16 protein-coding genes, 1 tRNA gene, 2 pseudogenes and 1 CRISPR repeat array are annotated in these 25,934 nt (G+C 71.4%); of the genes and pseudogenes, 13 read left to right on the forward strand and 6 right to left on the reverse strand.

The annotated features are described in order from the left end of the window. Window positions 1-28: 28 nt before the first annotated feature. Window positions 29-6,286 (forward strand): annotated as a pseudogene (locus ACFHW1_RS25000) (type I polyketide synthase); the annotation flags it as partial. Next, complete coding sequence (locus tag ACFHW1_RS25005; RefSeq protein WP_416616246.1) at window positions 6,280-8,226, forward strand: alpha-hydroxy-acid oxidizing protein; 1,947 nt, start codon at window positions 6,280-6,282, stop codon at window positions 8,224-8,226. The pseudogene ACFHW1_RS25000 and the gene ACFHW1_RS25005, both read left to right, overlap by 7 nt. 72 nt (window positions 8,227-8,298) lie before the next feature. On the opposite strand, the gene ACFHW1_RS25010 is transcribed toward ACFHW1_RS25005, so the two are convergent. Further along, entirely contained in the window at window positions 8,299-9,282 is a 984-nt protein-coding gene (locus ACFHW1_RS25010) for an integrase core domain-containing protein (RefSeq protein WP_416616248.1), read from the reverse strand. A gap of 154 nt (window positions 9,283-9,436) precedes the next feature. After that, window positions 9,437-10,342, reverse strand: a pseudogene (gene istA / locus ACFHW1_RS25015) (IS21 family transposase); the annotation flags it as partial. Window positions 10,343-10,680: 338 nt separating this feature from the next. On the opposite strand from istA, the gene ACFHW1_RS25020 reads away from it, so the two are divergent. After that, window positions 10,681-11,409, forward strand: a complete 729-nt coding sequence (locus tag ACFHW1_RS25020) for a hypothetical protein (RefSeq protein ID WP_416616250.1) — start codon at window positions 10,681-10,683, stop codon at window positions 11,407-11,409. 38 nt (window positions 11,410-11,447) lie between these two features. Here ACFHW1_RS25020 and ACFHW1_RS25025 read toward each other — a convergent pair whose 3' ends face one another. Beyond that, window positions 11,448-11,585, reverse strand: coding sequence for a hypothetical protein (locus ACFHW1_RS25025; protein WP_416616252.1), 138 nt, complete (start codon window positions 11,583-11,585; stop codon window positions 11,448-11,450). A 236-nt stretch (window positions 11,586-11,821) separates the two neighbouring features. Here ACFHW1_RS25025 and ACFHW1_RS25030 point away from each other — a divergent pair, with 236 nt between their 5' ends. Further along, window positions 11,822-13,357 (forward strand): recombinase family protein, encoded by a 1,536-nt coding sequence (locus tag ACFHW1_RS25030; RefSeq protein ID WP_416616254.1) that lies wholly within the window; start codon window positions 11,822-11,824, stop codon window positions 13,355-13,357. A 99-nt stretch (window positions 13,358-13,456) separates the two neighbouring features. Here the strand turns inward: ACFHW1_RS25030 and ACFHW1_RS25035 are convergent. Beyond that, a tRNA-Leu gene (locus ACFHW1_RS25035) sits at window positions 13,457-13,540 on the reverse strand. Between the two features lie 842 nt (window positions 13,541-14,382). On the opposite strand from ACFHW1_RS25035, the gene ACFHW1_RS25040 reads away from it, so the two are divergent. The 7 genes from ACFHW1_RS25040 to ACFHW1_RS25070 all read left to right on the forward strand — a co-directional run bounded on the left by ACFHW1_RS25040 (window position 14,383) and on the right by ACFHW1_RS25070 (window position 22,686). Beyond that, window positions 14,383-16,848 (forward strand): phosphoketolase, encoded by a 2,466-nt coding sequence (locus ACFHW1_RS25040; RefSeq protein ID WP_416616256.1) that lies wholly within the window; start codon window positions 14,383-14,385, stop codon window positions 16,846-16,848. 29 nt (window positions 16,849-16,877) lie between these two features. After that, a complete protein-coding gene (locus ACFHW1_RS25045; protein ID WP_282230987.1) occupies window positions 16,878-17,192 on the forward strand; it encodes an antibiotic biosynthesis monooxygenase family protein in 315 nt (104 codons plus the stop codon). Window positions 17,193-17,211: 19 nt separating this feature from the next. Next, window positions 17,212-18,345 carry a potassium channel family protein gene (locus ACFHW1_RS25050; protein WP_416569378.1) on the forward strand — a complete coding sequence of 378 codons (1,134 nt, stop codon included), beginning with the start codon at window positions 17,212-17,214 and terminating at the stop codon, window positions 18,343-18,345. A 34-nt stretch (window positions 18,346-18,379) separates the two neighbouring features. Further along, the gene (locus ACFHW1_RS25055; RefSeq protein ID WP_416556824.1) at window positions 18,380-19,534 is read left to right on the forward strand and encodes a mechanosensitive ion channel family protein; all 1,155 of its coding nucleotides are present in this window, start codon (window positions 18,380-18,382) and stop codon (window positions 19,532-19,534) included. A gap of 156 nt (window positions 19,535-19,690) precedes the next feature. Continuing rightward, complete coding sequence (locus ACFHW1_RS25060) at window positions 19,691-20,314, forward strand: hypothetical protein (RefSeq protein WP_416569380.1); 624 nt, start codon at window positions 19,691-19,693, stop codon at window positions 20,312-20,314. Beyond that, window positions 20,299-20,931, forward strand: coding sequence for a copper resistance CopC family protein (locus ACFHW1_RS25065; protein WP_416569381.1), 633 nt, complete (start codon window positions 20,299-20,301; stop codon window positions 20,929-20,931). The genes ACFHW1_RS25060 and ACFHW1_RS25065 overlap by 16 nt, the downstream gene beginning before the upstream one ends. A 639-nt stretch (window positions 20,932-21,570) precedes the next feature. Continuing rightward, window positions 21,571-22,686 carry an AbfB domain-containing protein gene (locus ACFHW1_RS25070; RefSeq protein ID WP_416556828.1) on the forward strand — a complete coding sequence of 372 codons (1,116 nt, stop codon included), beginning with the start codon at window positions 21,571-21,573 and terminating at the stop codon, window positions 22,684-22,686. Here the strand turns inward: ACFHW1_RS25070 and ACFHW1_RS25075 are convergent. Both ACFHW1_RS25075 and ACFHW1_RS25080 read right to left on the reverse strand, forming a co-directional pair. Beyond that, window positions 22,664-23,611, reverse strand: coding sequence for a hypothetical protein (locus tag ACFHW1_RS25075; protein WP_416556830.1), 948 nt, complete (start codon window positions 23,609-23,611; stop codon window positions 22,664-22,666). The genes ACFHW1_RS25070 and ACFHW1_RS25075 overlap by 23 nt on opposite strands. After that, a complete protein-coding gene (locus ACFHW1_RS25080) occupies window positions 23,608-23,829 on the reverse strand; it encodes a hypothetical protein (protein ID WP_416556832.1) in 222 nt (73 codons plus the stop codon). Before ACFHW1_RS25080 ends, ACFHW1_RS25075 begins: the two co-directional genes overlap by 4 nt. A 290-nt stretch (window positions 23,830-24,119) precedes the next feature. Between ACFHW1_RS25080 and ACFHW1_RS25085 the strand changes: the two genes are divergently transcribed. Next, on the forward strand, window positions 24,120-25,073 hold the full coding sequence (locus ACFHW1_RS25085) for a helix-turn-helix domain-containing protein (protein ID WP_416616258.1): 954 nt from the start codon (window positions 24,120-24,122) through the stop codon (window positions 25,071-25,073). Next, window positions 25,030-25,227, forward strand: coding sequence for a DUF397 domain-containing protein (locus ACFHW1_RS25090; protein ID WP_416616260.1), 198 nt, complete (start codon window positions 25,030-25,032; stop codon window positions 25,225-25,227). Before ACFHW1_RS25085 ends, ACFHW1_RS25090 begins: the two co-directional genes overlap by 44 nt. 202 nt (window positions 25,228-25,429) lie before the next feature. After that, window positions 25,430-25,910: a CRISPR direct-repeat array (repeat unit 37 nt; unit sequence GCTGCGCCGGACCTCCGGGTCCGGCGAGGATCGCAAC). Window positions 25,911-25,934: the final 24 nt, after the last annotated feature.

Raw genomic sequence — 25,934 nt, forward strand, 5'->3', positions numbered from 1 at the left:
GCCGACCCACCGGAAAGCTGGGATTCACGTGGCTGAAGAAGCAGAACTGCGGACCTACCTGAAGAGAGCCGTCGCCGAGGCTCAGGACTACCGCCGGCGGTTGCGCGAGGCAGAGGAACGGGATAACGAGCCGATCGCGATCGTCGGCATGGCCTGCCGCTATCCCGGCGGTGTGGCCTCGCCGGAGGACCTCTGGCGGCTCGTCGCCGACGGCGTGGACGCGATCGGCCCGTTCCCCGGCGACCGGGGCTGGGATCTGAGCGCACTGCATGGCGCCGGGCCGGACGCGGCCGGCACGTCGTACGCCCGCGGCGGCGGCTTCCTGTACAACGCCGCTGACTTCGACCCCGAGCCGTTCGGCATCTCCCCGCGCGAGGCGCACGCGATCGACCCCCAGCAGCGGCTGCTCCTGGAGATCGCCTGGGAGACGTTCGAGCGCTCCGGCATTCCGCCGCAGACTCTCCGGGGCAGCCGCACCGGCGTGTTCGTCGGCGTGATGTATGACGACTACGCGTCCCGGCTCGTCCCCGCCCCGGCGGAGTACGAGGGCTACCTTAGCGCCGGCAGCGCGGGCAGCGTGGCGTCCGGGCGGCTCGCGTACACGTTCGACTTCAATGGACCCGCCGTCACGGTCGACACGGCGTGCTCCTCCTCGCTGGTGGCGCTGCACCTGGCCTGCCAGGCGCTGCGCCGCGGCGAGTGCGGCCTGGCCCTGGCCGGCGGCGTGACGGTGATGGCGACACCCACGTCGTTCATCGAGTTCAGCCGGCAGCGCGGGTTGTCCGCCGACGGCCGGTGCCGGTCCTTCGCGGAGTCCGCGGACGGTACCGGCTGGGCCGAGGGCGCCGGGCTCCTGCTCGTGGAGCGGCTCTCGGACGCGGTGCGCCACGGACACGAGGTGCTGGCGGTGATCCGCGGCTCGGCGATCAACCAGGACGGTGCCAGCAACGGCCTGACCGCGCCGAACGGCACCGCCCAGGTGCGGCTGATCGAGCGGGCCCTGGCCGACGCCGGAGTGCCGGCTACGCAGGTCGACGCGGTGGAGGCGCACGGCACCGGCACGCGGCTCGGCGACCCGGTCGAGGCGCGGGCGCTGATTACCACGTACGGACGGGGGCACACACCGGACCGTCCGCTGTGGCTCGGGACGCTGAAGTCGAACATCGGGCACGCCCAGGCGGCCGCCGGCGTCGGCGGCGTCATCAAAATGGTCGAAGCACTGCGGCGGGGTGTCCTGCCGGCGACGCTGCACGCGGAGCGGCCGACGTCGCACGTGGACTGGTCGGCCGGCACGGTGAGGCTGCTGACCGAGCGGATCCCGTGGCCGGCCGGTGAACATCCGCGCCGGGCCGCGGTCTCCTCGTTCGGCATCAGCGGCACCAACGCCCACCTCATCCTGGAGGCCGCCCCGCTGGTGCCCGAGCCAGGTCCCGAGGTCGTCGAGCCCGTGCCGGGCACCGTGCCGCTGCTGCTCTCCGCGAGCGGCGCCGACGCGTTGCGTGCCCAGGCGGACCGGCTCCTGGCAGCCGGGCCGGTCCCGGACCTGGCCTCGCTCGGACTCTCCCTGGCGACCACCCGGGATGCCCTGCTCCACCGCGCGGTGGTGCTGGCAGCCGACCCGGCAGCGGCCGAAGGAGGACTGCGCGCGGTGACCGCCGGCGAGTCGTCACCGCACGTCTACCGGGGCATGGCGGACGAGGGCCGGACGGCGTTCCTTTTCGCCGGCCAGGGCTCCCAGCGCCCCGGCATGGGCGTCGAGTTGTACTGCGCGTATCCGGCGTACGCGGCCGCCTTCGACGCGGTCTGCGCTGCCCTCGACCCGCACCTGATCCGGCCGCTGCGCGAAGTGGTCTTCGCCGCCGACGGCTCCGACGAGGCCGCCCTGCTGAGGCGCACCGAGTGGGCCCAGCCCGCCCTCTTCGCCGTCGAGGTGGCCCTGTTCCGGCTGCTGGAGTCCTGGGGGGTACGCCCGGACGCGGTGCTCGGCCACTCCGCGGGCGCGCTGGCGGCCGCCCATGTGGCCGGCGCCCTGCCGCTGGCCACCGCCGCCGAGCTGGTGGCGGCCCGCGGCCGGGCCATGGGCCGGCTGCCCGGTGGCGGGGCGATGGTCGTGCTGACCGCGGACGAGCGGCAGGCCGCCGCGCTGATCGCCGGCTACGAGGACCACCTGGCGATCGCCGCGGTGAACGGGCCGGAGTCGACCATCCTCTCCGGCGAGAGTCCCGCGCTCGCCACCGTCGTCGCGGCCTTCAGGGCGACCGGCGGCAGGGCCACCTGGCTGCGGGTCAGCCACGCCTTCCACTCCCCGCTGATGGAGCCGGCGCTGGCCGAGCTGCGGGACGTGGCCGCCCGCCTCGACCCGACAGAGCCCGGCATCACCCTGGTCTCCGACCTCACCGGGAAGGCGGTGGAACCCGGCGGGCTCGCCGACCCCGACTACTGGACCCGGCACGCGCGCGGCACCACCCGCTTCCAGGACGGCATGCACCACCTCGCCGGGCTGGGCTGCACCCGCTTCCTGGAGATCGGCCCTGGCGGCGACCTGGCCACGCCGGCCGCCGCGTGCCTGCCCGGCAGGACCGTTACGACCGCGCTGCGCCTCGACCGGCCGGAACCCGCGACGCTGCTCGGCGCGCTCGCCCGGCTGCACGTCACGGGCAGCCAGGTCGACTGGGCCGCGATCCTCGGCGGCCGGGGCGCGCGCCGGGTCCCGCTCCCGACGTACGCGTTCCAGCGCCGCCGCTACTGGCTGGACGCCACCGCCACCGCCACGGACGCCGGTGCCCGCGCGTCCGGCTGTACCCCGGCCGGCCACCCACTGCTCGGCGCGGTGGCCGAGATCCCCGGCACCGGCGCACTCCTGCTGACCGGCCGGCTGGCCCTCGCCGACCACCCGTGGCTGGCCGGGCACCGGGTTGCCGGTACGGTACTGCTGCCGGGCACCGCGCTGCTGTCCCTCGCCGCCCTCGCCGCCCGGGCCGCCGGCTGCCCGATGGTCGAGGAACTTGTCCTGGAGAGTCCGCTTCCGCTGCCCCAGGACGCCGAGGTGCAGCTGCGGGTCTTCGTCGACGTGCCGGACGACTCCGGACGCCGGGAGATCACCGTACACGCCCGCCAGGAACCGGGGGACTGGACACGGCACGCGCACGGCACCCTCGGCCACGAACCCGCCGGCCCGGTCGCCGACCTGACCGCGTGGCCGCCGCCGGGCGCGGACGCCGTACCTCTGACGCCGGACCGTCTCTACGCGGACCTCGCAGCACGGGGCCTCGACTACGGGCCCGCCTTCCGCGGCGTCCGAGCCGTGTGGCGCCGCGGCCCGGAGGTCTTCGCCGAGGTGGCGCTGCCGGACGGCGACCGGGACGGCTACCTGCTGCACCCGGCGCTGGTGGACGCGGCCCTGCATCCGATCGCCGTCACCGGCTTGGCCGGCCCCGACGGCACGCCGCTGCCGTACGCCTGGTCCGGTGCCCGTCTCCCGGACACCGCGACCACCACGCTGCGGGTACGCCTCGCCCCGGCCGGTGCCCGCGCGGTCGCGATCGACGCCGCCGACGGCGACGGCAACCCGGTGGCGTCGATCCGGTCCCTCGCGCTGCGGCCGATGCCCGGCGACGGCGACGGCCTGCTGGTCCCGTCCTGGACGCCGGTCCCGATCCCCGACGGGTCCGCGCCGGCCGGCCGGTGGGCGCTCATCGCCGACGCGGACGACGGTCTGGCCGGCACGTTGCGGGCGGCCGGCGTCACGGTGGACGTCCACCCCGATCCCGCCGCCTTCCGGGCGGCCCTGGACACCGCCGGGCCGGACGGGCCCGCGCCGGAGCGGATCCTGCTCGCCGGCACCGCCCGGGGCGCCGACGCGGCCGCTACCCGGTCGGCGCTGCACTCCCTCCTGGCCGCCGCCCGCATCCTCACCTCCGACGACCGGATCGCCGGCGCGCGCCTGACCGTGCTGACCCGCGACGCGGTCGCGGTGGACGGCGAGCAGCGGCCCGCCGGTCTGGCCCAGCGCGCCGCCTGGGGCTTCGTCCGTGCCCTCCAAGCCGAGCACCCGGGCCGGTTCGTCCTCGCCGACGAGGACGGCGAACCGGCCTCCCGGCGGGCGCTGGTCGCGGCGCTGGCGACCGGCGAGCCGCAGGTCGCGCTGCGGGCCGGCGCCGCGTATCACCCGACGCTCACCGGCACCGACCCCGGCGCGGTGCTCGTCCCACCGGCCGGGAAGCCGTACTGGCGCCTCGACTTCGTGGGCCGCGAGACCTTCGCCGGCCTGGGGCTCGTGCCGTGGCCGCAGGCGGGCGGGCCGCTTCGGGCGGGCCAGGTACGGGTGCGGATGCGTGCCGCAGGCGTCAACTTCCGGGACGTCCTGCTCACCCTCGGGGTTATCCCGCCGTCGGTGGACGCCGACGCGACGGGCCACGGCCAGGGCGGCGAGGGGTCCGGCGTGGTCCTGGAGACCGGGCCGGGCGTGCCGGGACTGCGGCCCGGCGACCGGGTGATGGGACTGTTCGCCGGCGTGGGACCGGTCTCGGTCACCGACCACCGGCTGCTGAGCCGGATCCCGACGGGCTGGTCCTTCGAGCAGGCCGCCGCGGTGCCGGTGGCGTACCTGACGGCGTACCACGGACTGGTGGACCTGGCCGGCCTCGCCGCTGGCGAGTCCGTCCTCGTGCACGCCGCGACCGGCGGCGTCGGCATGGCCGCGCTCGCGCTCGCGCGGCATCTGGGCGCCGAGGTGTACGCCACGGCCAGCCCGCCGAAGCAGGACATGCTGCGTGCCGCCGGCGTGCCGGACGACCATATCGCCTCGTCCCGGACGCTCGACTTCGTGGCGAGCTTCCGGACGGCCACCGGCGGCCAGGGCGTCGACGTGGTGCTCAACTCACTGGCGGGGGAGTTCGTCGACGCCTCCCTCGGCCTCATGCCCCGCGGCGGCCGGTTCCTGGAGATGGGCAAGACGGTCCGGCTCGACCCGGCGGCGGTCGCGGCTAAGCATCCTGGTGTCGTCTACCGCGCCTATGACGTGCGCGATCCCGGACCGGACCGGATCTGGCAGACGCTCGCCGACCTGCTCGACCTCTTCGAGCGGGGGATCCTCACGCCACCGCCGGTCGCCACCTGGGACATCCGTCGGGCGCCGAGCGCCTTCCGGTACCTCGGCGAGGCGCGGCACACCGGGAAGATCGTGCTCACCCTCGCCGACGGCGACGACGCCTGGGACACCTCCCGGGCCGTCCTGGTCGTCGGCGGCCACGGCCGGCTCGGCCGGCTGGTCGCCCGGCACCTGGCCGCTGCGCACGGGGTCCGGCACCTGGTACTGATGGGCCGGCGGCTGCCGGCGCCCGGCAGCGCGGCCGCCCGGGCGGCCGCCGATCTGGCCGCCTCCGGTGCCGAGGTGCGCAGCGTGGCCTGCGACGCCGCCGACCGGGACGCCCTGGAGGCGGCGCTGGCCGGGCTGGTCCGCGACGGTGTCCGCCTCGGCGGCGTCGTGCACGCGGCGGGCGTCCTCGACGACGGCGTCCTCGCCTCGCTGACCCCGGACCGGCTGGACCGGGCGCTGCGGCCCAAGGTGGACGCGGCGGTCCATTTGCACACCGCCACCCGAGGTATGAATTTGCGGAGATTCGTCGTCTTCTCGTCGCTCGCCGGCACCCTGGGCACCGCCGGACAGTCCGGCTACGCCGCCGGGAACGCCTTCCTCGACGCTCTGATGGAGCTGCGCCGCTCGCAGGGGCAGCCGGGCACCTCCATCGTCTGGGGCCTGTGGCGGGACGCCGACACCGCGGACGGCATGGGCGCCGGCCTGACCGACGCCGACCTCGCCCGGATGGCGCGCACCGGCGTGGTGCCGCTCTCCGACGAGGAGGGCCTGGCCCTGTTCGACGCGGCGATCCGTCGGGACGCGCCCACGGCGGTCGCGTCCGGCTGGGCTCTCGACGGCGTCCCCCCCGACGCGGCCGTCCCGCCGCTGCTGCGTGGCCTCACCCACCACCGGCCCGAGGACCCGGAACCGACGGCGGACGCCCCGGCCGCGGCCTTCATCGACGTCGTGCGCCAGGAGACCGCAGTGGTCCTGGGACATCCGTCCGGCCTGGCGGTCGAACCGCACGTGCCCTTCGACCGGATCGGCCTCGACTCGCTCGCCGTGGTGGAACTGCGTAACCGCATCGCCGCCGCGACCGGGACACGGCTGCCGGCCACCTTCATCTTCGACTGGCCGACCCCGGCGCACCTGGCGACCCACCTCGACCGGCTGGCCGGTCCCGCACCCGAGGACGCGACATGCTGAACCTGACCGAGACCACCCCGATCCGAACGCTCCACCCGCGCCCGGCCGCCGCCGTACGGCTGGCCTGCTTCCCGCACGCGGGCGGCGCCGCCGACGCCTTCGCCGTCCTGGCCGGCGCCCTCCCTGACGACGTGGAAGTCCTCACCATCCAGTACCCGGGCCGCCGCGAGCGCGGGTCGCAACCTTGCGCCACGGACCTCGCGGCGCTCGCCACCGAGGCGGCCGGCCTGCTCGCCTCCCGTCTCGACCGGCCGCTGTTCCTGCTAGGGCACAGCATGGGCGCGCTCGTCGCGTTCGAGACCGCCCGGCTGCTGGAACGCGAGGGCACGGTCGCCGGCCTCGTCGTCTCGGCCGCCCGGCCACCCGGTGACGACTGGGGGGAGCCCGACCTCGACGCGATGGACGACGCGGCGGTGATCGCCGAACTGCGCCGGCTCGGCGGCATCCCGGAGGCACTGCTTCGCGAGGACGACGTGGTCGAGGAGATCCTGCGCCTGCTGCGGGCCGACCACCGGGCGCTGCGCCGCTACGACCGGCCGGCGGGCGTCGTGCTACGCGCCCCGGTCACCGTGCTGCTCGCCGACGCTGATCCCAAGAACTCGGCGGAGCAGGTCCGCGGCTGGGCACGGCACACCACCGGCGGCTGCGCCGTCGTGCCCCACACCGGGGGGCACTTCGCCCTGCTGGGACGCGATCCCGAGGTGGTCGGTTTCCTCGCCGGTCGGCTGCTCGCCGCCCCCGATCCCGGCCTGGTACGCGAGATCTATCTGGCCGGGATCGGCGGCGGCACCCCGCGGCTCACCACCGACCTGACCGCCCTTCAAGAGCAGGCCCGCGCGGTGATGACGCCGGCCGTCTACGGGTACGTGGCGGGCGACGCCGGGACCGGGGACACCGGCCGGGCCAACCGGGCGGCGTACGCGCGACGGCGTCTGCTGCCGAGGATGCTGCGCGGCGCCGACCGGCGCGACCTGAGCGTCACCGTGCTCGGCGAGCGCCTACCGGCACCGGTGCTGCTGGCCCCCGTGGCGGCGCAGACCGTGGTGCACCCGGAGGGCGAACTCGCATCGGTCCGTGGGGCGGCGGACGTCGGCGTCCCGTTCGTCCTGTCCACCGGCGCGTCGCACACCCTCGAGGAGGTGGCCGTCGCGGCCGGCCCACAGCCACGCTGGTTCCAGCTCTACTGGCCCAATGACCAAGCTTTGGCCGCGTCCCTTGTCCGCCGCGCCGAGCGCAGCGGCTACTCGGCCCTCGTGCTGACCGTGGACGCGCCCACATTCGGCTACCGGCCGACCGACCTGGACCACGGCTACCTGCCGTTTCTGCACGGCGCCGGGATCGCCAACTTCACCGCCGATCCGGTGTTCCGGGCCGGGCTGCCGGCCGGGCACGACACCCGTGCGGTCGTCGAGCGCTGGGCCGCGGTGTTCGCCAACCCCGGCCTGACGTGGGACGATCTGCCCTGGCTGCGGACCGTCACATCGCTGCCGATCCTGCTCAAGGGCGTCCTGCACCCGGCCGACGCCCGCCGCGCGCTGGACCTGGGCGCGGTGGACGGAGTGATCGTCTCCAACCACGGCGGCCGCCAGCTCGATGGATCGGTGGCCGCGCTGGACGCTCTGCCCGCTGTCCGGGCCGAGGTCGGCGACGGCGTTCCGGTGCTGGTCGACTCGGGGATCCGTACCGGCAGCGACGTGGTCAAGGCACTGGCCCTGGGCGCGGACGCCGTGCTGCTCGGCCGCCCGTACCTGTACGGGCTGGCCCTGGACGGCCGGGCCGGCGTCGCCCACGTTCTGCGCTGCCTGCTCGCGGACGTCGACCTGGCGCTGGCCCTCACCGGCTGCGCCCGCGTCGCCGACCTCACCCCCGACCTGCTCACTCCGGCCGACGGGGAGTCCCGCCATGCCTGTACCGTTCGGAAACTCGATCGTGGCACGTGAAGTGCGGTTTTGTGGCGTGGAGCCTGGCCGACCTGGGTCGGAGTTGACGCCCGTTGGGTGGCTCGGCTTCGGCTACGCGGCCTGCTCGTACTCGTTGATCAGCCCGTGGACGACCTTCCTGCGCCGCACTCGGACGGTACCCAAATCGGTCACTGGGGCTGGGACCGTGTCCTGGTCAGGTGGGCGTTGCCCGCGGCCCTGATGTGGCCGATGCCCGTTGTAGTGCGTGAGGTATTCGCCGAGCACGGCGAGCAGATGTCGGATGTTGTAGGTCAAGGTCCGGTCGAGGCACTCTCGCCGAACGGTGCGTACCCAGCGTTCCGCGAACGCGTTCGCTCGGGGTGCTTGGGGTGGCGTTCGGAGCACCTCGACACCGGCGGCGTGGAACACGGTGTCGAACGCTGCGGTGTACTTGGCGTCCCGGTCCCGGATCAGGAACCGGAACTGGTTCGCACGATCGTCCAGGTCCATCATGAGGTTGCGGGCCTGCTGCGCCACCCACTCACCGGTCGGGTTCGTCGTGGCGCCCAGCAGGTGTACTCGCCGGGTCGCGATCTCCATGAGGAACAGGACGTAGACGCGGGTCAGTCCGATGGTGTCGACGTGTAGAAAGTCGCAGGACAGGATGCCTTTGGCCTGGGTGGTGAGGAACTCGGTCCAGGTCGGTCCCGCCCGACGTGGAGCCGGACCTGCACCGGTGGTGGTCAGGATCGCCCAGATCGTGCTGGCCGCGAGCCGGTAGCCCAGGCCGGTCATCTCGCCCTGGATGCGTCGGCATCCCCAGGTGGGGTTGTCCCGGGCCAGCCGTAGCACCAGTTGGCGCACCTCGGCCGTGATCGGCGGTCGACCGCGTCGCCGTCTCGGGTAGGTCCACCGCCGTGCGATCAGGTTGCGGTGCCAGCGCAACAACGTGGCCGGGGTGACGAAGAACGCCGCCCACCGGGTCCGCGGCAACAGCCTCGACAGGCCGGCAAGCACCGCCCGGTCAGCCGGTTCCAGATCCGGACGGCGTACCTGCCGATGCAGGACCGCGACCTGGTGCCGCAGCACGAGCACTTCGACCGCGTTGGCGTCCCCACCCCGGGCCAACAAGATGATCAGCTGCAGTGCCTGACGAAGAATCAGGTAGCCGAACGACAGGATCATGACCGGCAGCATGACGCCATCCATCGATCCCGCAGCGGACAAAGCCGCACGTCAACGGCTGTGGCCGAGTTTTCGAACGGTACACGGTCGGGGGTTGCGCCGGCGGCAGCGGGATCATCGACAGGTAGTCGGTGGCCAGCAGGTCCACCGGGCGGCCCTGGATCGAGCGGACGGTGCGGGCGTTGGCCCCGGCCAGCCAGTCGTCGAGTTGGGTGTTGAAATCGGCGGGTGAGGTGAACAGCCGGCCGGGCATGAACGAGGTCTCCAGGAATCCGTTGGCGCGTTCGACCATGCCTTTGAACTCCGGATCGCGGCGGGGAGCCAGCCGGATGCGCGTGGCCAGGGTGCCAGCGAACGCCGCCGCTGGCGCCGAGACCCGTCCGGTCCCGCCGATCGCGGATTCCCGGTCCCACACCAGGGTTTTCGGCACCCGCCGCAGCTGCGAGATCAGCTGCCACATCCCGGACAGGATGTCGCCGGCCTGCCGGGACGGGATCATCACGGCGGTCATGAACCGGGAGAACCCCAGGGTGATGACCAGCACCGGTAGCTTCGTGCGTGACTGGCCCGCCGCGACCGGGATCGCGGTGTCGGGAAACCACAGGTCGCACTGGGCGATCTCGCCCGGCTCGTAGACGGTCCGGTCGACCGGGTCCACACCGACGTACTCCGGCCGGATGACCGCCAGCCGTCTGCGTAACGGCGGCATCGAGTAGGGCCATTTGATCCGCTCGGCGATCACCGGCCCGGGCATCCGCGGCCACTCGGTCAGCAACGCCCTGATCCGTGGCTCGTAGGCGTCGACGACCGAGCCTCGTGGCTCACGTTCGTACTTCGGCGGCCGGTCGCTGGCCAGCGCCGCTCGGACCGTGTTGCGGGCGACTCCCAACCTGCGGGCGATCTCCCTGATGGGTACGCCCTCCGCGCGATGCAACCGGCGTATTTCAGCCCAGTCCTCCACTTTCAGCACCCTCCTCACATACAGCAGGATGGGTCAGTTTTCGGAGACTCCTGGTGGGTCAGTTTTCAGGAAGCGGCGACACCCCGGCGGCCCCGGATAGCCGGCGCCTGTCTCGTCCGCCGCTGGCGCCGCCCGCGCCCCGTGGGCTGGCTGTTGCCTACCCAACAGCCGTAGACGACAAGCTGTTGGGCCAACGATGATCAACTGTTGGGTAAGGCCGCCCAACAGACGTCGCGCGTTGTTGGGTGCTGTTGGGTACCGGGCCGTGAGAGACGGTGCTGTGAGCGGGCATCCCGGGGCCATTCGTAGATGCGAACACGGTCAGCCAGCGCGGGAGCTACCCGCACATGACTGCTCTGCCGAACTCCGTCCCGGACGACGAGCCCCGTCCGAACCCATCCACCGACGCACCGAACACCCATGGCGACGCGATCCTCGTCGGCGGCGACGTACCCATCGCCGTCTGGCGACTCGACGACCGCGACGACGACCCACTTGCCCCCGACCCCGGCACCCGTCTTGCGTCGCGTCTGGCCCAGCGACTCATCCTCGTGTACACCCAACGCGGCGACGCGGTCGTCGACTTCGACAGCGACCCACATCTACAGACTGCCAGCGCCAACACGTTCCGTTCGTACCTGTCCATCACCGACCCCGGCGACGTCGCCGACCTCGACTCGCTCGCCGAGCCCGCCAGCCTCGTCGTCCTTCGCTGGCCTCCGCAGCACGCAGGCCGTACGCAGACCAGCATCGCTGACCTGTTCGGCGCGTGTCGGCTCATCATGACGGCCGACACGTGGGCGATCGCCGCCGTCAGCTCCGCGGCACCGGGCCAGCCCGGCACTACATGCGCCGAGCACCTTGGCGAACTGCTGCCCGCTGCCCGCGCCGCGGGCCTGACGCACATCCTGCAAATCGTCGCCGTCACCGGACCGGGCAACGGCGACCAGTTCCTCTACTACGCCACCCGGGCCGAAGCCGATGCAGCGAGACACGCCTGGCCAGCCGGTGCAGGCGCCGAGAGCTACCACGTCGACCTCTTGGTCTTCACAAACCGGCGTACGGCGGTGGCATGAGTAGCCGTGACCCAAACGGCACACGGGGTGGCGCGTCGTCACGGCGCGCCACCCCGGCCTCGCCGGCCCATGGCGACGCCGAGGAAGCCGCGATCAAGCGCGATGAACTCGATGACACCCATGCCGTTCGAGCCCACGACCCGAAGCAGCCGCACGGGCCGCATCTCCATGATCATGATTCGCGAGTGCTATCCGCCGGCGGTACGACATCGGCCTTGCCGTCGCAGGCTGAGTCAAACTACGCTGCCGCGGCTTCTCACCCGCCGCCGCAGCGACGGGATGTCCGGGTCGAGCTTCCCGATCACGACCCCATGATCACACCAGGCACAGCCGCCGCGCTGCTTCGACTGATCCTCAACGCCGCACGCCACCAGACCGGCGGCCAGGATTCCCCACCGCTCAGGAGTACAAGATGAGATTCGCCTTCTACGGACGTGTGTCCACTGAAGACAACCAGGACCCCGAGGCATCCCGCAACTGGCAACTCGCCCGTGCCCGCGGCCTCATCGAGGCCGCCGGGCATGCGATCGTCAGCGAGTACTTCGACATCGGCACATCTCGGTCCCTGCCGTGGAAACGACGACCACGGGCTGCGGACCTGCTCGCCGCGCTGCGCAACCCGCGTCGTGGCTTCGACGGCGTCGTCATCGGCGAACCGCAGCGCGCGTTCTACGGCAACCAGTTCGGGCTCACGTTCCCGCTGTTCGAACACTTCGGCGTCCAGTTGTGGATCCCCGAGGTCGGGGGCGCGGTAGACCCGGGCAGCGACGCCCATGACCTGGTCATGTCGCTCTACGGCGGGATGAGCAAAGGCGAGCGTAACCGAATCAAGATCCGAGTCCGCTCCGCCATGGCCGCTCAAGCCGCGACCGAAGGGCGCTTCCTCGGCGGCCGTCCCCCGTACGGTTACCAGCTCGCCGACGCCGGCCCGCATCCGAACCCGAGCAAGGCCGCCGACGGCCGACGACTGCACCGCCTCGAACCCGACCCGCTCACCGCACCGGTCGTCGCCCGGATCTACCGCGAGTATCTCGCCGGCTCGGGCATCTACGCCATCGCCGAAGGACTCACCCGCGACGGCATCCCCTCACCATCTGCGGCTGACCCCCGACGCAACCCCCATCGACATAGCAATGCCTGGGCCAAGAGCGCCGTACGCGTCATCCTGACCAACCCCCGCTACACCGGCCGCCAGGTCTGGAACCGGCAACGCAAGGCCGAGATCCTCATCGACATCGAGGACGTCGCCCTCGGCCACGAAACGAAGATGCGCTGGAACCCAGCCCGCGAATGGATCTACTCCTCCGCGCTCGTCCACGAGCCCCTCGTCGACGACGACACGTTCGAGCAGGTCCAGACCCAGCTCGCTGCCGGAGCACGCCGACCGGGCGTGAAGTCCAAGCCACGCGCCAGCAAACGCGGATACACCCTGTCTGGCCTGCTGTTCTGCGGCCTGTGTGACCGGCGGATGGTCGGCAGCTACAACAACAACCGCAACCACTACCGATGCACCTACGCTGCCGAGTACGCCGACGCCAACAGCATCGCCCACCCCCGCAGCCTCTACGTCCGTGAGGACAAGATCATCGAACAGGTCGATCCCTGGATCAGCCGGGCGTTCAGACCCGCCAACCTGCAGGCCACACTGCAAGCCATCGCCGACGCCCAGCACAACGACGCCGAACAGCAGCGCATCGCCGTCGCCCGCGAGAAGCTCGCCATCATCCAGACCAAGCTCGACCGCTACCGGGCCGCACTCGAAGCGGGCACCGACCCGGCACTCGTCCAGCAATGGACCACCCAGGTCCAGGCAGAGAAGGCCACCATCGAGGCTGAGCTACGCCAGCTCACCGGCCGCCGCACCATGACCCCCGCCGAGATCCAGACCGTGGTCGAGGCGCTCTCCGGCATCGCCAACGTCCTGCGCACCGCCGATCCCGCGGACTAGGCCCAGGTCTACCAGCAGCTCGGACTCAAGCTCACATACAAACCAGGCCTCCGCATCATCGAAGCGGAGGCCAACCCTGATGGATCATGTACTAGTTTGTGTCCGAGGGGGGACTTGAACCCCCACGCCCTATACGGGCACTAGCACCTCAAGCTAGCGCGTCTGCCATTCCGCCACCCGGACCTGCCCGGACCACTCTACCGCCCCCATCCGGTAGGTCGACAGCCGGACGTCGACACCGTGGGGCCGGCGGCTGAGGGCCGCACGGGGCAAGACTGTACACGAACGGAGTGGATCATGCACAACCGTGCTGACGGGCGTTGCCGGCCGGCACGGCGACTAACCGGAGAGGAGCACCTGGATGGTGCCTGCCACTGCGGTCACCGCGTCGAGCGGGGCGTCCGCGAGTCGGCAGATCGTTACACCGAGCAGTAGCCAGGCTCCGCGCCTGGTTACCGTTCTGCTCGACCCGGAGCTCCCCGCTGACGAGGACGCAGATCCGGTAGGACTCCGGATCACTGGCCCGGATCAGCCGTTGCGTCCGGAGGGCCACGCCTTCGATGTCGGACCGCCAGCTGGTCGTCTCGATCTCATATCGGCCGACCTGGGCGATCCGCATCGCGGCGGTGAGGGACAGCGACGATCGGCCACGAATTTCCACCGGCGCCACCTCGGCCGTCGCTTCCGCTCGGTAGTACTCGTAGCGGTCCAGCGGATGGACCGACCCGGTGTCGTAGAGGGTACGCACTGCAGATCACTTCCTACTCGAGAACTCTCCTGTCAAGAAGAGTGTCGGGCACCGCAGGCCCGGTGGAGTTGGCTGTGGACGCACAAATCACACTGCCGTGCGTCGATCGACTGACTGCCGCCTTCCAGCTCACCGTGGCCGCCGGCGGTGGCCAGCAACGGCCCGGCCTGGGGCATGTCAGGGCATGTCAAGGGCCGTTGTGCCCCTGCCTGACAGGCACTGGAGCCGCGAAAAACCGCAGCGGCCCCTCTACGATCAGTCGTGGACGTACCCCCTGATGAGGAGGAATCCGCTCGTGACTGCCGTGACCGATCAGCGCACCCCGACCGGGGCCGGCCGCGCCGGCGCGGACGACGGGCTGCTGCGGGTGCTCGCCGCGCCCGACGACGCCGAGCTGGCGCAGTTGGACGCCTGGTGGCGGGCCGCCAACTACCTGACCGTCGGGCAGATCTACCTGCGGGGCAACCCGCTGCTGCGCGAGCCGCTCGCCCCCGAGCACATCAAACCGCGGCTGCTGGGCCACTGGGGGACCAGCCCCGGCCTTTCGTTGATCTACGCCCACGTGTCCCGGCTGATCCGGCACACCGGGCAGCAGACCATCTACCTCACCGGCCCGGGCCACGGCGGTCCGGCGCTGGTCGCCGCCGGCTACCTGGAGGGCACCTACACCGAGATCTATCCGGACGTCACCCGGGACGAGCCCGGCATGCTGCGGCTGTTCCGGCAGTTCTCCAGCCCCGGCGGCATCCCCAGCCACGTCTCGGTCACCACTCCCGGTTCCATCCACGAGGGCGGTGAGCTGGGCTACGTCCTGGTGCACGCGTTCGGCGCGGTGATGGACAACCCGGACCTGCTGGCCATCGCCGTCGTCGGTGACGGCGAGGCGGAGACCGGCCCGCTGGAAGGCTCCTGGAAGGGCGTGTCGTTCATCAACCCCGCCCACGACGGCGCCGTACTGCCGATCCTGCACCTCAACGGCGCGAAGATCGCCGGGCCGACGGTGCTGGGCCGCAAGGACCGCGCCGAGGTTCGTTCGCTGCTGGAAGGCCACGGGTACGAGGTCATCGAGGTCGAAGGCGACGACCTGCCCGGGATGCACTTGCGGTTCGCCGCCGCCCTCGCCGACGCCTGGGGCAAGATCCGCCAGATCCAGGAGGCCGCCCGCTGCGGCGACTGGGACGGCTCCCGCCCCCGCTGGCCGCTGATCATCCTGCGGTCGCCGAAGGGCTGGACCGGCCCGGAGCAGGTCGACGGGATCACCGTCACCGGCACCTGGCGGTCGCACCAGGTGCCGCTGTCCGGTGTCCGGGACAACGCCGACCACCTGGCGATCCTGGAGACCTGGCTGCGCTCGTACCGTCCGGAGGAGCTGTTCGACGCCGACGGCGCGCCGACCGCGACGGTGACCGGCGTCAACCCCGACGGCGACCTGCGGATGAGTGCCAGTCCGCACGCCAACGGCGGCCTGTTGACCCGTGACCTGGACATGCCCGACTTCCGCGAGTACGCGGTCGACGTGCCGCAGCCGGCGCAGCTGCGCGCCGAGTCGACCCGCAAACTCGGCGAGCTGATGCGTGACATCTACACCCGCAACCCGGACCGGTTCCGGCTGTTCTGCCCCGACGAGACCAACAGCAACCGGCTCGGCGCCGTCTTCGAGGTCTCCGACCGCGGCTTCATGGAGCAGGTGTACCCGTCGGACACGGCGATCAGCCGTAACGGCCGAGTGATGGAGGTGCTGTCCGAGCACAACTGCCACGGCTGGCTGGAGGGCTACAACCTGACCGGCCGGTACGGCATGTTCGCCACCTACGAGGCGTTCGCCATGGTCAGCGCGTCGCAGACGGTGCAGCACGGCAAGTGGTTGCAGGAGGCGGCGCACCTGCCGTGGCGGGCCAAGGTACCGAGCCTGAACATCCTGCTGACCTCGACGGCCTGGCGTAACGACCACAACGGCTTCTCCCACCAGGGTCCCGGGCTGATCCAGGTGGTGCTCAACCAGCGGGGCACCGTGTCGCGGGTCTACCTGCCGCCGGACGCCAACTGCCTGCTGTCGGTCGCCGACCACTGCCTGCGGTCCAGGTCGTACGTGAACCTGGTCGTCATCGACAAGCAGCCGCAGCTGCAGTGGCTGACCATGGACCAGGCGGTCGAGCACTGCGCCAAGGGTGCGGACATCTGGGAGTGGGCCGGCACCGACGACGGTAGCTCGGAGCCGGACATCGTGCTGGCCTGCGCCGGTGACGTGGTCACCATGGAGACGGTCGCCGCCGCGCAGATCCTGCGGGAACGGCTGCCCGGCATGAAGGTCCGGGTGGTCAATGTGGTCAACCTGATGCGGCTGCCCCGGCAGAAGGACCACCCGCACGGCATGAACGAGACGATGTTCTCCGAGCTGTTCACCGACTCGGTCGACGTGGTGTTCGCCTTCCACGGCTACCCGGGGGCCATCCATCAGCTGGTGCACGGCCGGCCGGACGCCGACCGGTTCCGGGTGCGGGGCTTCATCGAGGAGGGCACCACCACCACCCCGTTCGACATGACGGTCCGTAACCGGGCGTCGCGCTACCACCTGGTGATGGACGCGATCAACAACGCCCGGCGGCTGCCGCGCGGTGCCGCCGATCTGAAGGCCTGGTGCGAGCAGCAGCTCGCCAAGCACGAGGCGTACGTGGTGGAGCACCTGGAGGACATGCCCGAGGTGCGGGACTGGTCGCTCGGCGACTGGGCCAACCAGGGCTGAGCGCACCCGCCCCCGACTAGGCTGTCCACATGGCAGTCGTGAAGATCAACGCGATCGAGGTCCCTGACGGCGCCGGCGACGAGCTGGAGCGACGGTTCGCCGCCCGCCAGGGGGCGGTGGAGAACGCGCCCGGTTTCCTCGCGTTCGAGCTGCTGCGCCCGGTCGCGGGGGAGGGCCGTTACTTCGTCTACACCCGGTGGGAGAGTGAGGAGGCCTATCAGGCGTGGGCGGCCGGCCCGGCTCGGCAGGCCCACGCCGCCGGGGACGGCGAACGACCCCGCCCGCCGGTGGCGACCGGCGCGAGCCTGCTCGAGTTCGAGGTGGTGCAGTCGACCAGCCGGTAAACGGGGTATACCTGCGCCCATGATGTGGCTGTGGGCGGTACCGGGTGGCGCGTTGATCGCCGTGGTGGTGGTCGACGTCTGGTTGACGATCCTGCATCCGGATGCGGAGGGTCCGGTCGCCGGCGCGGTCCGGCGTTCGGTGTGGCGGCTGTCGTCGTTTGCCGCCAATCGTCGCCGGCGGCCTGAGCGGACGTTGCTGGTCTGGGCCGGGCCGCTGCTGGTGACCGGCACCTTCCTGGCCTGGATCGTGCCGCTGGTGTTCGGGGTCGCCCTGCTGGTGTGGCCGCACCTGGACGGCTACCACCGGGTCGCCGGCTACGGCCCGACCGGTTTCGCCGACGCCCTGTACTTTTCCGCCGGCACCCTCACGGTGCTCGGCTACGGCGACCTCACCCCGGACACTCCGGCGCAGAAGCTGCTCGCGGTGTGCGTCGCGGCGCTCGGCTTCGCGTTGTTCGCCGCGCTGGCGACGTACCTGATCGAACTGATCACCGGGTTGACAGTGCGGAACCGGTTCGCGCTCGCCGTGCACGACCAGGTAGGCGGCAGCGACGGCGTCGGGCTGACCGTGCGCAGCCTGACCACCGAAGGGGTTGACGCCACCCGCCAGCGCTGCGCGGACTGGGCTGCCGACCTGCGCGCGATCGACGACACCGTCCGCCGGTACCCACTGGTGGCGCTCACCTACCGGCCGCGGCGGCCGGACTACGACCTCGAGCCGGCCCTGGAACATGTCATCGAGGCGACGGTCGCCGCGCTGCTCATCGCCCGCTGCGCCACCTGGCGCGGTCTCGGGCCACGGGCTGAGGAGCTGGCGTACGCCCTGTTGCGAATTCAGGACACGATCGCCCGTCGCTACCTCGACGACACGGTCCTGGACGCTAACCACGCCGACGCCGACGCCGAACAGGGGGCCGCCGCCCGGGCCAGCGCACCCTTCGACGACGCCGACCAGATGCTGCGGCGGCTGCAGTCGCGGCTCGCCGCCGAGTTGGGCGCCCGGTACGACCAGCCGGCGAGTCGGGACGGTCTGGTCGGGGTGGTGCTGGCCCGGTCCGTGCCGTTCCTGGCCGGTCTACGGGGCTGGTCCGCCCCGTTGGTGACGCTGCGCGACGTCGACCGGTCCGAGACGGGCGTGGGTGGATGTGGTTAGCTGGCCGCTGCCGACGAAACCGATGGGAAAGGAGATGTCGGACGTGTCCGACGCCCTGGTCAGCGCCGCGATCGTGGTCGGAGCGGCGGCTGGTGCAGCACTCGCCGTCGCCGTCGCCTACCGTATCCTCCGCTTCGCGGGCCGCCGCTCCGCGCTGCTCACCGACATCTCCCGGCGCGCCTTTTTGCCGACGGCGATCATCGCCGCGCTGCTCGCCGCCCGGTTCACCATCCCGATCGCCACCACCAACGGCTGGCATGAGCCGGTGCAGCACGCCATCCTGCTGGCCACCATCGCCACCGGCGGCTGGCTGGTCGCCACCCTGCTCGGACTGGCCGCCGACACCGCCCTGCGCCGCTTCCCGATCGATGTCAACGACAACCTCGCTGCCCGCCGCGCGCACACCCAGATCACCGTGATCCGTCGGGTCGCGTTCGCCGTCGTCGGCGTGCTCACCGTCGGGGCGATGCTGGTCACCTTCCCGGCGGCCCGCGCCGCCGGGGCTAGTGTGCTCGCCTCCGCCGGCCTGGTCGGCGTGGTCGCCGCGCTTGCCGCACAGAGCACCCTCGGCAACATCTTCGCCGGCCTGCAGCTCGCCTTCGGTGACGCGTTGCGCCTCGACGACGTGGTCGTCGTCGAGGGCGAGTGGGGCCGCATCGAGGAGATGACCCTCGGCTACGTGGTGGTGAAGATCTGGGACGAACGCCGGTTGATCCTGCCGTCGAACTACTTCACCACCACCCCGTTCCAGAACTGGACGCGTACCGCCGCGTCGGTGCTCGGCACCGCCGAGATCGACGTCGACTGGAGCCTGCCGGTCGAGTCGATGCGTCAGGAACTGCGCCGCATCGTCGAGTCGGAGGCGGCGGCGGCGCTGTGGGACGGCCGGGTCTGCGGGCTGCAGGTGACCGGGGCGACCGACGGCAACATCCGGACCCGCGCGCTTGTGTCGGCGGCAAACTCGTCGGCGTTGTGGGACCTGCGGTGCCTCGTCAGGGAACAGCTGGTCGCCTGGGTGCAGGAACAGCATCCGCAGTCGCGGCCCCGGGTCCGCGCCGAGGTCGGCGGCCACGACAGCGGTACGTCGCACCCGGCGGCCCCGCTGCAGCGGGTCAACCTGTCCGACCCCGCTGCGGTCGAGACCACCCCCGGCGTCGGTGACCAGAACTCGTCCGCCGACCGCCGTTAGCAGCAGCTACGTCACGGGGTCGAACCCGTGGGAACTTCCGCGCTGCCACGTCCGACTCAACTATCGGAAGACCCCGAACGGGGAGACAAGCGCCGGCAACCGGGTGGCCCCGGTAGCCGGCCCACCCTTTGTATCCGAACAGGGAGAACACGACACGTGAACATCAACGGATCGGACCGCTGGCGTACCGCTGTCGCGGTTGTCGGCTTCGCGTCGGTCGGCGTCCTCGCCGGCTGCGGCGACGACTCGTCCGGCTCCACCGACGCCGCCGACACGTCCACGGAGCCGTCGGCGTCGGCCTCCGCGATGTCCGACGGGATGGACGGGACGGACGGGATGGACGGGATGGACGGGATGATGATGAATGACCCGTCCGCCACGCCGGCCGATCAGATCGACGGTGCCGTGGAGGCCACGTTCGCCCTACTCGACACCCGGCCACCGGGCACCGACGACGCCGCCGGGACCGCCTGGCTGGCGCAGACCGAGGACGGCACGACGGTCACGGTGAAGTTGACCGGGCTGGAGCCCGGTGCGGAGTACATGGGCCACCTGCACGCCCAGGAGTGCGCCGCCGACAACGGCGGACCGCACTTCAAGTTCGACGAGAGCGGCCCGGAAACCCCGCCCAACGAGGTCCACCTCGGCTTCACCGCCGCCACCGACGGCACCGGCACCGCGACCGTCACCAACGAGCAGCAGGTCGGCGACGCCGCCAAGTCGGTGGTCATCCACCCGATGGAAGCCATGGACAACCGCCTGGTATGCGCCGACTTCTGAGTCACGCCGCGGTCCTGGCCTGCGCGGGGGTGGCGGCGGTCGCGTTCGCCGCTCCTGCGTGGGCGCACACCGAGCTGATCTCCGCCGCCCCCGGGCCGGGCGACGAGGTCGCCCCCGGTGTGGAGACCATCGCGTTGACATTCGGCCCGCTGTCCGGCACCGGCGAACGGCAGATCACCGTCACCGGCCCCGACGACACCGCTGTGGCGGTGGGGGAGGCGGTCGTGGTCAACGCGAAGACCCTGTGCGCCACCGTCGACCCGCTGACCACCGGCGTACACACGCTCGCGTACGAGGCGACGTCGGCTGACGGACACGAGATCAGCGGCAAGTTCTACTTCGAGGTCGTCAACGGCGGGAGCGACAGCGCCGACCCGGCCGACTGCGCCCGCGCGGTGCTGCCGGCACCGGGCACCGCAGCGGAACCGGAACAAGCCGGCTCCGTCGACGGCACCGACACCGACGGCGGTACGGCCGACACATCCGCCGCCGGGTCGGACGACCGGGGCAGTGGGCTGCTGCTGCCCGGGGCCGCCGTCGGCGGCGGGGGACTGCTTGTGCTGCTGGTCGTCGGCTGGCTGCTGCGCCGACGGGTCCGGCAACGCCCAGCCAGCTGACCGGCGACGCCACCGGCTGACAGACAGCCCGGCCGGCCGGCTCGACGTCGAGCCGGCCGGCCGGGCTCAGCCCGTGCGGTCGCGCTGCAACGCGATCGCCTCGTCGAAGTCGCCCCGCCCGGGCAGCACCGTCGCCAACTCGGTACGCGCCGACGGCGCTGGTGCTCTTCGGACCCTGGTTGGGCAGTCCGCCGAGAGCGCTGACGCTGTGGTTTGTGAAACCGTGGGGGTGGTGCTGGTCGGGGTCGCCGATCCGTTTCGGTCGGGACTCATCGAGTTCCTCTCCGTGTGGGGCTGGGTCGACAGTGGACTCACTAGACCTCGATGGTTCAGGCGCCCCGAAGAGCTGTCTTGAAAAGCTGCGCCGTCGGCGTCAATGCCTACATTCAGTCATATCGAGTGAGGTTTCCGGGAGGGTCTGGCCGGCCGCCGACGGCAGGAAGCTCAACCGGCCGCAACCGCGTGTCAAATAACGACCACCAAGGGTGACGGCTGTCGTGGTTGGGGTGCGGTGCTTTGCCGAAGTGAGACAACTCGGTGGCTCCGGGTACTGGCGCACCATGCGGGCGAAATGAGAATGTATGCGCCGCGACGCAGTGATCGGACCCGGACAGGCTGTCAGCCGGAGGTGGGATATCGATGTCCGACGAGGACATTCAGCAGGATCCGTTGCCCGTCGAGCGCTGGCTCACGTCGGCCGAGGGCCAGCCGACACCCGATGACCTGCCCCGCCGGCTCGGTTCCGCCCCGCGCTGGCCCCGACCGCCGGCGGACAGCCCGCTCTCGCTGGCCACCGCCCGGCTTAGCCAGGTCAGCTGGTCGAGCCCCACGACGATCGACGGCGAGGTCACCGACAGCACAGTGGTCGCCGGCACGGCCGCAGGCGGCCCGACTGCCGCCGGGTCGGGCCGGCGCGGCGGAGCGCGCGGTACCCGCGCCCTGTCCGCCACGCCCGCCAAGCATGCCGACCGCTCGACGACACCGCCCCGCCGTGCCGCTATCGGCGCCGTGGCGGTCCTTACCGCCGCCGTCATCATCGTGACTGTGGCCACCAACCGGGGCAACCAGCAGAAGCCGATCCGGGGCGAGTTCGTCGCGGGTGTCCCGAGTGGCGCAGCCACCGGAACCCTTCCCCGCAGCCCGAACACCGTACCGTCGGCCGTTGAGCCAACCTACGACGCCGACGACGCCGACCGGGTCGGCCCGGTCGGCGACCCCGCCCGCGCTGCTCCCGCCCCGGACCCGATCGGCGAGTCGACGCCGGCAGCACCGCCGCCGACCACCGAGCCGGCACCGGACCCGAAACCGACCGCACCCGCCTACCTCACCCTGACCGTCGGCGGCACGTTCGGGCTGGAGCCGGTCAACCTGCCCGGCCGCCGGGTGCGGCACCGCAACTTCGACGGCCGCGTCGACATCGTCGACCAGCGCAGCAAGGCCGACGCTGCGTTCGTGGTCCGCCGAGGACTGGCCAAGTCGAGCTGCATCTCCCTGGAGGCGGTCAACTTCCCCGGCTACTACCTGCGCCACAAGAACTTCCGCTTCTACCTGCACCGGGTCGACGGCAGCGCCCTGTTCCGGGCCGACGCCACCTTCTGCCCGGTCACCGGACTGACCGGGCAGCACACCTCACTGCGCTCCTACAACTACCCGGACCGCTACCTGCACCACGACGGCAGATACCTGAAACTCTCCGAGATCGGCAGAGGCGCCAACGCGTCCTACGCCACCTTCATCGTCCGTACCCCGCTGTAGGCGGGGTCGGTCGGGTGCCGGGGTCGCGGCGCATCGACCACAGCGGCGGCCCGCCGGGGGAGAGGTGCCGTGGGCCGGGCGTGCGCCAACCGCGCACCGCCAGCAGGTCACGGGCGTACTCCTCGTCGGTGACGGTGTGCCCGACCAGCCCGGCGGCGTCCAACGTGCGCTGATGATGGTCGAGCAGCGCCGCGCCGATGCGACGGCGACGCAGCCACGGCGCCGCCGCCAGGTACACCAGCTCGTGGCCGACCACCGGCTCCGGTGCGGACCCGTCGGCCAGCCCCGCCGACAGCCCGGCCGACGGCCCGACCGGCAGCCGCAACGCCGCCGCCCGGTGCTCGTCACGCACCGCCCGCAGGTGCGCGACCCGCCGCCGGTAGATGCCGGCCGCGCCGAGCACCTCCCGCTCGTGGTCGGTCACCGTCGCCAACCGCATCGGGTACGGCTGCCAAACGGCCACCCCTTCCCGGTTGCCGGCGACGTGGACGACGCCGTGCGTCAGCCCGTGCGTCAACTCGACGTCGAACAGCCGCAGGAACGTGGTGTACCGGTTGGACACGTCGGCGATCAGCCAGCCGGCCACCGGGTTGGTCACGAACGCCTCGGCGAGCAGCGCCGCCAGCTCGGCGATGTCGGTGACGTCGGCGTCCCGTACGGTCATCTCGGATTCCATCGTGGTCTCTCCAGTGGGTTCGGAACGGGTGGCGGCCCGCGCCCAGCCGAGGAACCGGGCGTACGCCGCCGCCGGGGTCAGCCCCGGCAGGTCGAGGGCGGCCGCCGCGGACCGCTCGGCCACGTACATGCACAGGCCGATCCGGTCGTACGCGGCGACAAGTTGCGCCTTCGCCGGCTGACACGGCCACGGTGCCCGGCACACCCGGCACCGCCACGACGGCCGCGCCGCCACATGCTCGGCGGTCACCGGCCGGCGGCCCGGGGCGCCGACCGCGCCCGGGGCGACCAGCGCCGCCCGGTCGTCGGCCGGATGTCGAAGGTGACGAACTGCCGGGAGCCGCAGTCGGGGCAGCGCAGCGTCTGCCCGCAGGCCGGGCACCAGCGCCGCCGCAGCCGGCACAGCAGCAGACCCGGCGGAATGCCGAGCACAAAGCCGGCGGCAATGAACGCGAGGGCGGTGAACATTCCATTTCCTCCCGAGCGAAGATCAATTAATCGTGCGGGCAGGAGCGCATGCGCCGGGCCCGCCGCAGCCGGTCACGGGGGTTTCCCCGACTGCGGCGGGTGACTATGGACAGCACCGGCATCAGTTATCTAAGTTGGACCGCATGCATAAGACAAGGCGCGATGCGCCCTTATCGTCGTGGGCAACCCCTGGTCGAGGTCAGTCATTTCCATGCCGAGCGCCTTCACGATTATGAAGGCGCTCGTCAGTTGATTGTCCACCACGTTGGTGACTACACTCACCACAGAGGATGAAGGGGGCGAGCGATTTGTCCGGCTCCATCGGCACAACCCTGCTCCGCCGACACATCGGCCGCTGGCTCACCGTGTTGCGGGAGTCCGCCGGCATCAGCCAGGACGCCGCAGCTCAAGCACTGCAACGCGGCTCCTCCACCATCTGGCGCATCGAGGCCGGCGACTCGCGGATCCGCTTCCGCGACGTCGACGTCGACGCCATGTGCACCCTCTACCGGGTCTCCCCGGAGACCCGCCACCGCCTGCTCACCATGACCAGGGAGACCCGCGATGCCCCGAGGCGTGCCTGGTGGCACGACTACACCGAATCGGCCCTACCCGCCTGGTTCGGCCTCTACGTCTCCCTCGAAGACAGCGCCGCCACGATCCGGCACTTCGTCTCCGAGTCGGTTCCAGGGCTCTTGCAGACCCGTGAGTACGCCGAGGCGGTAACGCGTCTACCGGTCGGCCTGCTCACCGATGAAGAGGTCGAACGACGAGTCAAGATCAGGCTCGAACGGCAAGCGTTGTTGAACTCGCCTCGACCACCTCATCTGCGTACGATCATCAACCAGGCGGTTCTCGATCGTCTGGTCGGCGGTGCGGAAGTCATGGTGGCTCAGCTTGAACACATTCTTGACGCCATGAAACGGCACAGCGTCTCTGTGCGGGTCCTGCCCTACTCGGCTGGGGAGCACGCGGGAATGACCTCGACGTTCACCCTGCTCAGCTTCCCGAACGCCCCGCTTGCTACCGAGCCAGTCGAACCACCGTTGGCCTACGTGGACACGTTGACCGGGGCGCTCTACCTGAACAAGGCCGAGGAGATTCGGGCCTACGATCTGGTCTGGAGCGACCTCGAAAGCCGTGCCCTCGACGAAGCCTCGTCCAGGGAAATGATAGAGAAAGCATTGGAGGCACTGACCAGTGGTCGACCTGACCAGCGCGACTTGGCGCAAGAGCAGCCGTAGCGGCAACGCCGGAGCCTGCGTTGAAGTGGCGACGAACCTGCCCGACGTCATCGCCGTACGGGACAGCAAGGACACGACCGGCCCGGTCCTGACCTTCGCTCCCGCCCAGTGGGCCACCTTCACCACCTACCTGCCCACGCCTGACGCCCGCTGAGACTGATGGTGGCGGCTGGCCGGGTACCGGCCAGCCGCCACCAAAACGTGCAGTCTGGCGTCTGAAGTTGATCTAGGAACCTCCGGTGACCACGCTCCAAGCGTGGGGTTCCGAACCGCCAAACCCCTACGATTGGGACATAAACTGCTCGTGAGCAACGCGAAGCCAATCGTGATTGGTGAATACTCGCAGCTCGCGAGCCGCTGCGCCGGACCTCCGGGTCCGGCGAGGATCGCAACCGGTCGTGTGTCCGGCACCTACGCAAGCACGTCCGGGATGCTGCGCCGGACCTCCGGGTCCGGCGAGGATCGCAACAGGACTTCACGGTGCATGAGGTCGGTGACCAGCTGCTGCGCCGGACCTCCGGGTCCGGCGAGGATCGCAACACCTCGGCGTCCGCGGCCGCCGTCGCCGCCTGCTGAAGCTGCGCCGGACCTCCGGGTCCGGCGAGGATCGCAACGTGTCCGACCTGATCATCGGCGGGCTCTGACGGTGCGCGCTGCGCCGGACCTCCGGGTCCGGCGAGGATCGCAACACGGCCCTGCTCGCCGACCATGACCAGGCCGCCGCGGAGCTGCGCCGGACCTCCGGGTCCGGCGAGGATCGCAACTCGCCGAACTCGGCGCACAACTCGGCCCACGTCCAGGCTGCGCCGGACCTCCGGGTCCGGCGAGGATCGCAACGGCGTCGTGGTCGCAGACGATGGC

It is taken from the genome of Micromonospora sp. LOL_014, from assembly GCF_048060245.1.
In the GTDB taxonomy this organism is placed as follows: Bacteria; Actinomycetota; Actinomycetes; order Mycobacteriales; family Micromonosporaceae; genus Micromonospora_E.

Bases quoted from the DNA above. Each gene is read 5' to 3' on its own strand.
- ACFHW1_RS25070 (WP_416556828.1), top strand. From the start codon at position 21,571: ATGTCCGACGAGGACATTCAGCAGGATCCGTTGCCCGTCGAGCGCTGG.
- ACFHW1_RS25055 (WP_416556824.1), top strand. From the start codon at position 18,380: ATGTCGGACGTGTCCGACGCCCTGGTCAGCGCCGCGATCGTGGTCGGA.
- ACFHW1_RS25065 (WP_416569381.1), top strand. From the start codon at position 20,299: ATGCGCCGACTTCTGAGTCACGCCGCGGTCCTGGCCTGCGCGGGGGTG.
- ACFHW1_RS25025 (WP_416616252.1), bottom strand. From the start codon at position 11,585: ATGATCATGGAGATGCGGCCCGTGCGGCTGCTTCGGGTCGTGGGCTCG.
- ACFHW1_RS25045 (WP_282230987.1), top strand. From the start codon at position 16,878: ATGGCAGTCGTGAAGATCAACGCGATCGAGGTCCCTGACGGCGCCGGC.
- ACFHW1_RS25030 (WP_416616254.1), top strand. From the start codon at position 11,822: ATGAGATTCGCCTTCTACGGACGTGTGTCCACTGAAGACAACCAGGAC.
- ACFHW1_RS25005 (WP_416616246.1), top strand. From the start codon at position 6,280: ATGCTGAACCTGACCGAGACCACCCCGATCCGAACGCTCCACCCGCGC.
- ACFHW1_RS25080 (WP_416556832.1), bottom strand. From the start codon at position 23,829: ATGTTCACCGCCCTCGCGTTCATTGCCGCCGGCTTTGTGCTCGGCATT.
- ACFHW1_RS25050 (WP_416569378.1), top strand. From the start codon at position 17,212: ATGATGTGGCTGTGGGCGGTACCGGGTGGCGCGTTGATCGCCGTGGTG.
- ACFHW1_RS25020 (WP_416616250.1), top strand. From the start codon at position 10,681: ATGACTGCTCTGCCGAACTCCGTCCCGGACGACGAGCCCCGTCCGAAC.
- ACFHW1_RS25085 (WP_416616258.1), top strand. From the start codon at position 24,120: ATGAAGGGGGCGAGCGATTTGTCCGGCTCCATCGGCACAACCCTGCTC.
- ACFHW1_RS25040 (WP_416616256.1), top strand. From the start codon at position 14,383: ATGAGGAGGAATCCGCTCGTGACTGCCGTGACCGATCAGCGCACCCCG.